The following is an 11,632-nucleotide window of genomic DNA, read 5'->3' as shown; positions in this document are numbered from 1 at the left end:
CACGGTGCCCGCAAGGGTCTGGCGGACACCGCGCTGCGCACCGCCGACTCCGGCTACCTCACCCGTCGCCTCGTCGACGTCTCCCAGGACGTCATCGTGCGCGAGGAGGACTGCGGCACCTCCCGCGCCGGCGACGCCGCCGTGCGGGCCTTCGCCCCGCACCCGCGCGAGCACGTCCCGGCGCTGCTGAAGCCCCTGCAGGTCGGCGGCCTGGACCTGACCGACCCCGACGACCTGCCCGTGCCCGCACCGGACGGGCTGCTGACGGTCCGGCTGACCCCCGGGGTGGGCATGAGCACCGGCAAGGCCGCCGCGCAGGTCGGGCACGCCGCGCAGCTGGCGTTCGAGCAGCTGCCCGCCGCCGCGGTGGGACCCTGGCAGCAGGCGGGCTTCCCGCTGCGGGTGCTCACCGGGGCGCCCGTGCTGCCCGCCGCCGACCGCGTGGACGTGCGCGACGGCGGCTTCACCGAGGTCGCTCCCGGGACGGTCACCGCGAGCGCCGGCTTCGAGAGGACGCCCTGAGATGCCGATCGCCGGAGCACCGCTGCGCCGCATGGGCTTCCTGACCATCGGCTCCTTCGACCCGGCCGACCCCGGTCCCGGCCACCGCAGCACGCTGGAGGTGATCGAGCTCGGCGAGCGGCTGGGCTTCGACAGCGCCTGGCTGCGCCACCGGCACCTGCAGCCGGGCATCTCCTCACCGGTCGCCGTCATGGCCGCCGCCTCCCAGCGCACCTCCCGCATCGAGCTGGGCACGGCCGTCACCCCGCTGGGCTGGGAGAACCCGCTGCGGCTGGCCGAGGACCTCGGCACCGTCGACGTCCTGACCGGCGGACGGGTCAACCCCGGCGTCAGCGTCGGCCCGCCCATGCACTTCGAGCGGGTGCGCGAGGCCCTCTACCCCGACACCGCCGACGCCGAGGACTTCTCCTACGAGCGCGTGCTGCGCCTGCACCGGCTGCTGGCCGGGCAGCGGGCCAGCACCTTCGCGGGCACCGAGGGCATCGAGGTGTTCACCGACCGGGTCGAACCGCACTCCCCCGGCCTGGCCGACCGGCTCTGGTACGGCGGCGCGAGCCTGCGCTCGGCGCAGTGGGCCGGGGCGCACGGCCTGCACCTGCTGGCCTCCAGCGTCGTGCGCGCCGAGGACGGCTCGACCGACTTCGCCCGCATCCAGGCCTCGCACCTGCGCGCCTTCCGCGAGCTGCACCCCGCCGGGCGCGCCTCGCAGGGCCTCGTCGTCGTCCCCACCGACTCCGCCACCCCCGCCCAGGTCGAGAAGTACCGCGCGTACGTCGAACCCCGCTCCGCCCGGGTCGGCGTCCCCCAGGGACCGGGGCGGCTGCTGTTCGCCCACGACCTGCTGGGCACCAGCGCGGAGATCGCCGAGCGGTTGCAGGCCGACGCGGGGTTCCAGCTCGTCGACGAGGTGGTGTTCGCGCTGCCGTTCGGCTTCGAGCACGAGGACTACGTGCAGATCCTCACCGACACCGCGACGCGGCTGGGCCCGCTGCTGGGGTGGCGGCCGGCGGTCTGAGGGACGCCGCTCAGACGCTGCGCGCGAACCAGGTGAGCCTGAAGGCGATGCTGTCGTTCATCTCGGTGTTGTTGCCGCCCGTGCCGTCGGGGAGGTCCGGCTGGTTCGCCAGCGCGTAGGTGATCCGGTAGGTCACCTTCCCGTCCTTCGCCACGCCGCTCGTGGGCAGGCCCGCGGCGACGGTGTTCTTGGCCGAGAGGTCCTTCGGGGTCCCGGTGAACAGCGTCGTCGGGGTGGTGAGGGAGGACGTGCACGTCGCGGACTGGTCGCCCGGCGCGGCCTCCACGGTCAGCTGCAGGCGGTCCTCGAGGTTCGTGCCGGCGGCGTCGCCGCCGTTCTGGGCCGCGTAGTCGGTGACGTGGAGGACGACGTCGGCGGCCGTGGTGCCGCCGTTGGTGACGACGACGCAGCGCCGGTCGGTGGTGCCGGGGTTGATCGCGCCCGTGGCGAACGGCGTGGACTGGGCGCTGCTGGTCAGCACGAGGTTCCCCGCGGTGAACGTCCCCGGCGCCGACGTCGACGTCGTGAACGCGGCGTGGGAGTCGTGGACGACGACCGCGGTGCCGGCCAGCAGCCCGAGCGGGACGACGGCCGTGGCGACGCCCCGGCGGAGCTTCGAGCGCGTGGTCATCGGATCTCCAGGGGCTGCGGGTCTGCGGGGTCGAGGTGCGGGAGGTTCTCCAGGAGCATCGGGCGCGTGAAGGTTCAACCAGAGCGCCCGCACGGGTGACGCTGCGTCAGCGCACGGCCAGGAGGGTCTCGTGCGAGAAGGTGAGAACGTAGGTGGGCCCGCCGGGCAGTTTCGTGGGCGTCCTCACCGGGCTTTCCGTGGAGCCGAAACCGAGCATCCCCCGAGGGTTGTTGCCGAAGCAGTAGGTGCCGTCACTGCTCACGGCGCAGGTGGAGGCACTCCCCGCGGTGACCGTCGTCCAACGGCGGTCACCGCTGGCTCCAGCGTCCACGTCGGGCTCCGCGCCGGCACCAGGGCTCGGGCGACCGGCCTTCCGCGGGGCCGTGGAACTGTCGGTGGTGGTGCCGTCGCCGAACTGCCCGCTCTCGTTGGACCCCCAGCACCACAGCAGTCCTGCAGTGTTGACCGCGCAGGCGTGACTCTCGCCCAGGGCGAACGAGGACCACGTCCCCGGCAGCCGCACCGGCGTGCTCAAGCGACTGGTACTGCTCATCGCACCACCGTCACCGACCTGACCCTTGTCATCCTTGCCCCAGCAGAAGAGCGAGCCACCGCGCCGGGTGCCGCAGACGGTGGCGGCCCCGACCTGCACCCCTGTCCAGTCCGCGTCGCTGCCGACGCGGACCGGCGCCCGCGTGGAACTGAGGCCCCCGACACCCAACTGGCCCTCGCCACCGTCGCCCCAGCACCACAGGCTGCCTTCGCTGCGGATCCCGCAGGTGGATTCCGCCCCGCCGTCTATCGTCGCCCACGTACCGGCGGCCATGCCCGCAGGGGTGTCCACCCGCACCGGCACGGAACTACCCTGCCCCGACGCGGTCCCGAGCCGGTTCGCCGCCCCCCAGCACCAGGCTCGGCCGGCGGTGTCGATGCCGCAGCTGAACTGCCCACCGGCCGTGACGCGCCGCCACCCGGTCGGCGGGTCGGCGACCGCCGAGGTGTCCACGACCTGCGGGGTGCCGGCGTCGGCCGACCTCCCGTTCCCGATCTGTCCCTGGGCACCCGTCCCCCAGCACACGGCCTGGCCACCGCGCACGGCGCACGTGTGGCGGTTGTAGGTATCGACGGAACTCCACGGGCCGCTGCCCGCGCCCGTGTCGCGCAGGGTGTACCAGTACCACTGCGCTCCGGTCCCGACTTGGCCGACGTTCGCAGCCCCCCAGCACTTGACCGTCTCAGCCGTCGTCACCCCGCACCCGAACTTCTCCCCCAAGGAGACCGAACGCCAACTGTCCGACCCGAGAGCACCCGCCATCGCGGAACGCGAGATCGTGCTCCCGTCAGCGAGGACGCCGCCGCTGTTGTCACCCACGCACTGCAGCCGCGCATCGGTCGCGCCGACGGCGCACCTGGCGCCGGTGCCGCCGCTGGCGGGGTTGGCCGCGACCGATGCCCACGCACCAGCGAACCGCTGAGGAGCCGACAGGACACTCGCGTTGCCGGGCACCTTGCCCCAGCACCACAGCTCACCGGCGGAGGAGGCTCCACCGACAGCCGTCAACGCGCAGGTGTGCTGGGCTCCGGCCGTGACCGAGGCCCAACGGCGGCCGGGATCTCCGCTCTGCACCAGGGTCGGCACGTAGTGGTCGGTGGTCCTCCCGTCCAGCTGCCCAGCAGCACCGGCACCCCAGCAGTACAAGGCCCCAGCGACCACAGCTTCCCCGCTGGTGAGCGTCCCACCGGCACCGACAGCACAGGTGTGCTTCCTGCCCACGCTGACCGAGGACCACGTCGCCGAGGACTCGACCTTCGTGAAGGCCTGTCCTGAGCTGCGCTCGTCCCCGGGCGTGGTCTGGCCGACACCGAGGGCGCCGGTGCTGTTGTCGCCCCAGCAGGCAAGGTGCTGGTCGGTGCTCAGGGCGCAGAAGTGCGTGCCGCCGCCCGAGACGGCGGACCAGGTGGTCGGACGGGCGGCGGTGATCTCCGTGGGGCGGGGGAGCGACGCCGTGGTCGTGACACCGAGCTGGGAGTTGGCCCAGTAGCCCCAGCACCACAGCGATCCGGTCGTCCGCACGCCGCACGCGGCTGAGTCGCCCGCGGCGAGCACCCGCCAGCTCCCACCGCCGTCCACCAGTTGCGGGGTGCTGGTGAAGGCACCAGCAGTGCCGTTGCCCATCTGGCCGTCGGTGTTGTACCCCCAGCAGAGCGCACTCCCCGCCGGTTGCCCAGCTGCATCAGCGGCCCGAACCGCGCAGGCGAAGCTGGCTCCCGTCACAGCCTGGCTGAACGTCCCGGCGGAGGCGATGGTCGTGGGTTGCCTCACGGCGACGGTGTCCTGAGGCGCGATCTCGCCCGCTTGACCCGTCTCGTTGCTGCCTGCCCACACCAGCGTTCCCCTCGTCGCCCAGGACCCGGAGGTCGCGCGGCCGGTGCCCGCACCGGCCGTGGCGGTGAAGGCCGCGTCGACGGGGCGCAGCAGGGCGACCGCGCACAGCAGGACGAGCAGCAGCAGCGCGGCACGCCCGCGCCCCTGCTCCCGCTGTCCCGCCGCCGCACCACCCGCTGCACCGTCTCCACGCACACCGCTGCATCGGCCGCGCGCCCCGCCGCCTTCACGCACAGCCACCCCGTCAGCCGAACGGCCGGTCAGGCGGTGGTGCCGGTCTGCCGATCCCCAGGGGGCCGCGCACCGCGCGGTCCAGCAGCGCAGGACAGGGGGGGACGTGCCGCACCGACGTGCCTCCACCCTGCCCCGCACCGGGCACCGGGCGCTGCTGCCGCTCGTGGCGACGGCCCTGGTGCTGGGCGGGGCGTGGACGTCGGCGGCCGAGTACCGCTCCACGGCGGTCAGCGCCCCGGCCACCGCCTCGCTGGCGGCCCTGAGCAGCGACGGCGGTGGTGTCTTCGACAGCGCCGTCCTCGTGCCCGGGCAGCCGCAGAGCCGGTGCGTGCGGGTGTCGCTGGCCGGGGGCGGCTCCTCGCCCACCGCCCGCCTCGTCCTGTCGGCCACCGACATCGCCGGTCCGCTGGCCCCGCACCTGCGGCTGACCGTGGACGCCGCGGCGGACCCGTCCTGCACGCGCACGACCGGCCGCCTGCACGACGGCGACCTGGCCGCTCTGGCCACCGCCGGCCCGGAGGGCACGAGCACCGACCTGGTCCTCACCGACGGCACCGGCAGCGCCACCTACCTCTTCACCGCCGAGGTCGACGACACGGCCGAGCCCGGCAGCAGCGCGCAGGCCCGCTTCGTGTGGACGGCGACCTCCACGGCCGGGGAGGAGGTCGTGCTGACGCCGACCCCGCCCACCCCCGTGACGGCTCCGCCGGCCACGGACCCACCGGAGACGTCCTCGCCGGAGACCCCCGCCGCGCCCCCGAGCGCCGGCCCGCCCGTGACCGCTCCTGCGCCGGCGCCCTCCCGCGTCGTGGCGCCCGCCCCCTCCACCGCCCCGTCCACCGCCCCGGTCGCGCCGCCGGTCGCCGCCCCGGCCCCGAGCAGCGCACCGACCCGCGGCGCGGCGAACCGCAGCGCACCGGCCGCCGCCCCCACCACCGCCTCCACCACCGCACCGACCACCGCACCCGCCGGGGCGGGCGTCCCCGCCCGCACGTCCGCGGCGACGGGAGGCCCCGGCGGCCGCGGCGTCCCCACCGCGGGGACCTCCACGGGGTCTGCCGGCAGGGCGCTCGCAGCGGCACCGGCCCCCGGCGGGCCCGCGGCGACCCCCACCGCGGCTCCCGCCACGACCTCCGCTCCCGGGAGGGCGTCCGCTCCGGGAGCGCGGGAGGGCGCGAGCCGCCGGTCGCTGCCGCAGCGGGTGGGCGAGGCCGTCCAGGCGCGCGTCAGCGCCGTCCTGGGCGTCCTGCCGCCCGCGATGGCGCGGACGGTGCGCGGGGTGGCCCGCCACGGCGAGTTCCCGCTGCTGCTGCTCCTGGTGGTGGTGCTCTTCCTCGCGCTGCAGGACCACCTCGACCGGCGCGACCCCAAGCTCGCGCTGGCCCCCCTGCACCCCGATCCGCCCCTCGCCTTCCCCGCCCCGACCGCCTCCAGCACGCCCCGTCCCCGAGGAGCCGACGTGCCGCGCACGAGCAACCCGCCGCCGCAGCAGACCGAGGACCGCCCGCCGCGGCGGACCGGCACGGCGGGGCTGCTCAGCCTGCAAGACCGGCTGCGCTGGATCGGGGCGACCCGTGCGGTCGTGACGGTCGCGCCGCTGCTCGCGGCCCTGCTGTCCCCCTCGCCGGCCGGCGGCGCGTGGCCGCTGCTGGTGACCGCGGCGGTCCTGCACGGCGCCACCGTCGCCCTCGTGCCGCTGCTGCGCTGGGCGCCGCGGCGCACGGCGCAGCTGGCGCTGGGCGCCGCGCTGCTCGCCGACGGGACCCACCTGGCGTGGGCGCTGCGCTGCCTGGGCGGGCTCGACGGGCCGGTGCCGTTCATCGTGCTCTTCCACGTCCTGGCCGTCACCCTGCTGGCCTCCTTCCGCACCGGGGTGAAGGTGGCCCTGTGGCAGGTCCTCGTCGGCCTGGTCGTCGTCGAGGGCGACGCGGCCGGGCTGTTCGGGCCGCCGCTGCTGGAGCCCGACCTGCCGCGCCTGGCCCTGGCCGGGGCCGTGCTGCTGGCCCTGACGCTGGCCACGGCGACCTTCGCGGCCGTCAACGAGCGGGAACTGCGCCGGCGCCGGCACGACGCCGACGTGCTGCACCGCTTCGCCCTGGCGCTGGAGGACTGCGACAGCACCGTCGCGGCGGGTGAGGTCCTCCTGGAGCTGGCCTGCGCGGAGCTGCCCGCCCGGCGGGCGGTGGTCGTGCTGCTCGACGCCGAGCCGGCCGGGACCACGGCGTCCGGCGCCGACCCCGCGGTGACGGCGCAGGTGATCGCCGCCCGGCCCCCGGTCGACTCCCCCGGGGACCACGCCGGGGACCACGCCGCGGACCACGCCGGGGACCACGCGGGGCAGGCCGGTGCGGCGGTCGGCACCGCAGTGCGCGAACGGCGGCCCGTGCTGCTCGCGCAGCTGGACGCCGCGCAGGACCCGTGGCTGGACCGGCTGCTGCCGGTGGCCCGTGGGGTCGCCGTCCTGCCCTTCGGCCACCCCGGCGGGCTGACCGGCGCTCTCGTCGTGGAGCACGCCGGCACCGCGCGGGGCTCCCGCCGGCGCCTGGACCGCCGGGCGCTGCGCCTGGCCGAGCAGGCCACCGCCCACGCCGGGCAGGCGGTAGGCCGCACCGAGCTCGTGGCCCGGCTGCGCGAGGCGGCCGAGACGGACGCGCTGACGGGGCTGCGCAACCGCCGCGCCCTCGACGAGCTGCTGGTGCACCGCTTCGCGGACGCGGCGGCCCGGGCGGGCACCTGCGCCGTGCTCGTGCTCGACCTGGACCACTTCAAGGCGCTCAACGACACCCACGGCCACCAGGCCGGGGACGAGGCGCTGCGCGCGGTCGGGCAGCTGCTGCGCGCGGACCTGCGCGAGGGGACGGTCGCGGCCCGCTACGGCGGCGAGGAGTTCTGCGTGCTCGCGCCGGACCTGGCGCCGGCGGAGGCGCTGGCCCTCGGCGAGCGGCTGCGCGCGCGGGTGCAGGCCGTGACCGGCACGGCCGCTCCCCTGACGGTGAGCATCGGGGTGGCCTCCTTCCCGCAGGACGGCGACGACGTGGCCCCGGTGCTCGCGGCGGCCGACGCGGCGCTGTACCGGGCCAAGGCCGCGGGCCGCGACCGGGTCGTGGGGGCCGGCGCACCGGCGGGCTCGGTGCCGCGGCTGCCCACCGGTTCCGGGACGGGGGCGTGAGGTGAGCGCGGCGATCGAGGTGCCCGGCGGGCCTGAGGCGACCGGGGTGGCCGGGGAGCCCTGGTGGGCGTGGTCGGTGCGGGTGCTGGCCCGCACCGTGCTGTGGGCGGTGGCCGCGCTGCTGCTGTGGTCGCTGGTGCCGGCCGTCCTCGGCTGGCCGACGCGCGTGGTCGTCAGCGGCTCGATGGCCCCGGTGCTGCGCCCCGGTGACGTCGTCGTCGCCCAGCCCGTCGGTGAGCGCGCGCCGGAGGTCGGCCAGGTCGTCGTGTTCGCGGACCCGTCCGCCCCCGGCCGCGACGTCGTCCACCGGGTCGTGGGGGTCGAGGCGGGCGGCTACCTGACCCGGGGGGATGCCAACAGCGCGGCGGACCCCCTCCCGGTGCCCGCCGAGCAGGTGCGCGGGATCGCCCGCGCCCGCATCCCGCTGGTGGGCCTGCCGCGGCTGTGGGTGCGCGAGCACGACGTGCGGGCGCTGGTGGCGGCGCTGGCGCTGCTCGCCGGGCTGGCGCTGGCCGCCGTCGACGGGGGCGGCCGCGACGGCGCGCGCTGAAGCGCCCCGCCGCGAGGTCGCGGCCGGGCGGCGGGCTACTTCTTGGCGGTCTTGTCCTTGGCCTTGTCGCCCGCGGCGTCGGAGGACAGCGCGGCGATGAAGGCCTCCTGGGGGACCTCGACCCGCCCGACCATCTTCATGCGCTTCTTGCCCTCCTTCTGCTTCTCCAGCAGCTTGCGCTTGCGGGTGATGTCACCGCCGTAGCACTTGGCCAGGACGTCCTTGCGGATGGCGCGGACGTTCTCGCGGGCGATGATGCGCGCGCCGATCGCGGCCTGGATGGGCACCTCGAACTGCTGGCGCGGGATGAGGTCCTTGAGCTTGCCGGCCATCATCACGCCGTAGCTGTAGGCCTTGTCGCGGTGCACGATCGCGCTGAAGGCGTCGACCTGCTCGCCCTGCAGCAGCACGTCGACCTTCACCAGGTCGGCGGCCTGGTCGCCGTCCACGTCGTAGTCCAGCGAGGCGTAGCCGCGGGTGCGCGACTTCAGCTGGTCGAAGAAGTCGAAGACGATCTCGGCCAGCGGCAGCCGGTAGCGCATCTCGACGCGGTCCTCGGACAGGTAGTCCATGCCCTGCAGGTCGCCGCGGCGCTGCTGGCACAGCTCCATGATCGCGCCGATGAACTCGCTGGGCGCGAGGATCGTGGCCCGCACCACGGGTTCGCGGACCTCGGCGACCTTGCCCTCGGGGAACTCCGAGGGGTTGGTCACCTCGACGACCTTCTTGTCCTCCATCGTCACCTGGTACGGCACGCTGGGGGCGGTGGAGATGAGGTCGAGGTCGAACTCGCGCTCCAGGCGCTCGCGCACGATCTCCAGGTGCAGCAGCCCCAGGAACCCGATGCGGAACCCGAAGCCGAGCGCGACCGAGGTCTCGGGCTCGTAGGACAGCGCCGCGTCGTTGAGCTTCAGCTTGTCGAGGGCGTCGCGCAGCAGCGGGTAGTCGGAGCCGTCGATCGGGTACAGCCCGGAGAAGACCATCGGCTTGGGGTCGCGGTACCCGCCGAGGGCCTGCGTCGACGGCTTGCCCGCGTTGGTGACGGTGTCGCCGACCTTGGACTGGCGGACGTCCTTGACGCCAGTGATGAGGTAGCCGACCTCGCCGACGCCGAGCCCCTTGGAGGGGACGGGCTCGGGCGAGCTGACGCCGATCTCCAGCAGCTCGTGCGTCGCCCGCGTCGACATCATGACGATCTTCTCGCGCGGGCTCAGGTTGCCGTCGACGACGCGGACGTAGGTGACCACGCCGCGGTAGGTGTCGTAGACCGAGTCGAAGATCATCGCGCGCGCCGGGGCGTCCGCGTCCCCGACCGGGGCGGGGACCTGCTTGACGATCTCGTCCAGCAGCGCGTCGACGCCGACGCCCGTCTTGCCCGACACCCGCAGGCAGTCCTCGGGTTCGCAGCCGATGAGCTTGGCCAGCTCCTCGGCGAACTTCTCCGGCTGCGCGGCGGGCAGGTCGATCTTGTTGAGGACCGGGATGATCGTGAGGTCGTTCTCCATGGCGAGGTACAGGTTCGCCAGCGTCTGCGCCTCGATGCCCTGCGCGGCGTCGACCAGCAGCACCGCCCCCTCGCACGCCGCCAGCGAGCGCGAGACCTCGTAGGTGAAGTCGACGTGGCCCGGGGTGTCGATCATGTTCAGCGCGTAGTCGGTGCCGTCGAGGCCCCAGGGCATGCGCACGGCCTGCGACTTGATCGTGATGCCGCGCTCGCGCTCGATGTCCATCCGGTCCAGGTACTGCGCCCGCATGGCCCGCTCGTCGACGACGCCGGTCAGCTGCAGCATGCGGTCGGCCAGCGTCGACTTCCCGTGGTCGATGTGGGCGATGATGCAGAAGTTGCGCAGCAGCTCCGGCGCGGTCGCGGCGGGTGCCGGTGCGTCGGCGGCTCTCGGGGACACGGGCGGTGTGCACCTTCCGTCGGGCTCGGGCGGGGCTCCCATCGTCGCACGTCCGGCCGCGCGGCTCCCCGCCGTCGCGAGCGGGTGGGCGGGGTGGCGGGCGGGAACCGCCGCGGGCGGCGCACCGTCGAAGCGGCGCGGTCAGGACGACCGCTCCGAGCGGAGGTGCCGACGTGAGCGACCCGACCCGACCGAGCGTCCCGGGCGGAGCCGCCGCGGCCCGGCCACCGCGAGCGGCCCGCCGCCGCGCCCTGCTCGCGCCCGCGCTGGCCCTGCTGCTGCTGGCGGGCGCCGCGTGCACCGGCTCGGGCTCGGGCTCCTCGGCCGGCTCGGGCTCCTCGGCCGGCTCGGGCGCCGAGCCCGCCGTCGGGTCCACCGCCGAGCAGGCCGCCCCGGGCACGGCCGCCGACGCGGCGGCCACCGCCGCGGTCGACCCGGCGGCCGGCGCCGCGCTGGACCCCGCCGCGCAGCCGCGCGCGGTCGTGTCCACCGGCAGCATCGCCGTGCGGGTCGACGACCTCGACGCGGCCGGCGCGGCCGTGCAGCGGCTGACCACCGGGGCGGGTGGTCTCGTCACGGCCAGCCGGACCGGTCCCGGCGGCGGTGGCGGCGCCGCGGCGAGCGACGCCGCCGGGGAGGGCGGCTCCGCGCAGGACGGCGGCGGCGAGGCCCACCTGACGCTGCGGGTGCCCGCCGCGCGCTCCGCCGACGTCCTCGACGCCGTCGCGGCGCTCGGCACCCAGCTGGAGCGGAGCACGGCGTCCGCCGACGTGACGGCCGAGGTGGCCGACGTCGGCAGCCGCGTGGTGTCCGCGCAGGCGGTCCTGGCGACCTTCCGCGACCGGCTGCCGCAGGCCACGACGATCCCGGACGTCCTCGCCCTCGAGGGGGAGATCGCCCGCCGGCAGGCGGACCTGGAGGCGCTGCAGGCCCGGCAGCGGGTGCTGGCGGACCAGGTGTCGATGGCCACCGTCGAGGTCTCGCTCACCGCCGGCGCCGGCGCCGTGCGGGCCGCGGCGGCGCCGGGGTTCGGCGGGGGCCTCGCCGCCGGCTGGCGCGCCCTGGGCGAGTCCGTGCGCGTCGCGGCCCTCGTCCTGGGCGCCGTGCTGCCGTTCGCGCTCCCGGCCGCCCTGGTCGCCGCGCCCCTGCTGGCGGTGCGCCGGCGGCGCCGGCCCCCGCGGCGCGCGCCCCGCGACACCCTCGAGGCCCTGGGCGCAGGGT

7 protein-coding genes and 1 pseudogene are annotated in these 11,632 nt (G+C 75.9%); 5 read left to right on the top strand and 3 right to left on the bottom strand.

The window, feature by feature from the left end; translation table 11 throughout:
- A pseudogene (locus tag ACRYM2_RS21460) lies at positions 1-123 on the top strand (hypothetical protein); the annotation flags it as partial.
- A 400-nt stretch (positions 124-523) separates the two neighbouring features.
- On the top strand, positions 524-1,537 hold the full coding sequence (locus ACRYM2_RS21455; RefSeq protein WP_432524588.1) for an LLM class flavin-dependent oxidoreductase: 1,014 nt from the start codon (positions 524-526) through the stop codon (positions 1,535-1,537).
- 10 nt (positions 1,538-1,547) lie between these two features.
- Here the strand turns inward: ACRYM2_RS21455 and ACRYM2_RS21450 are convergent, their stop codons facing one another.
- On the bottom strand, positions 1,548-2,168 hold the full coding sequence (locus ACRYM2_RS21450) for a TasA family protein (protein ID WP_432524586.1): 621 nt from the start codon (positions 2,166-2,168) through the stop codon (positions 1,548-1,550).
- 106 nt (positions 2,169-2,274) lie between these two features.
- Positions 2,275-4,794 carry an RCC1 domain-containing protein gene (locus tag ACRYM2_RS21445; protein WP_432524585.1) on the bottom strand — a complete coding sequence of 840 codons (2,520 nt, stop codon included), beginning with the start codon at positions 4,792-4,794 and terminating at the stop codon, positions 2,275-2,277.
- Positions 4,795-4,891: 97 nt separating this feature from the next.
- On the opposite strand from ACRYM2_RS21445, the gene ACRYM2_RS21440 reads away from it, so the two are divergent.
- Positions 4,892-7,957, top strand: coding sequence for a GGDEF domain-containing protein (locus ACRYM2_RS21440; protein WP_432524584.1), 3,066 nt, complete (start codon positions 4,892-4,894; stop codon positions 7,955-7,957).
- Position 7,958: 1 nt separating this feature from the next.
- A complete protein-coding gene (locus ACRYM2_RS21435) occupies positions 7,959-8,507 on the top strand; it encodes a signal peptidase I (RefSeq protein ID WP_432524582.1) in 549 nt (182 codons plus the stop codon).
- Positions 8,508-8,542: 35 nt separating this feature from the next.
- Here the strand turns inward: ACRYM2_RS21435 and lepA are convergent, their stop codons facing one another.
- Positions 8,543-10,453: a translation elongation factor 4 gene (gene lepA / locus ACRYM2_RS21430; protein WP_432524580.1), complete on the bottom strand. Its 1,911-nt coding sequence runs from the start codon at positions 10,451-10,453 to the stop codon at positions 8,543-8,545.
- Positions 10,454-10,584: 131 nt separating this feature from the next.
- On the opposite strand from lepA, the gene ACRYM2_RS21425 reads away from it, so the two are divergent.
- On the top strand, positions 10,585-11,632 hold a 1,048-nt coding region (locus ACRYM2_RS21425), incomplete at its 3' end, for a DUF4349 domain-containing protein (RefSeq protein WP_432524577.1).

This window comes from Kineococcus aridisoli, assembly GCF_050871885.1.
Lineage (GTDB): Bacteria > Actinomycetota > Actinomycetes > Actinomycetales > Kineococcaceae > Kineococcus.
This window is presented reverse-complemented; position numbering and strand designations above follow the sequence as displayed.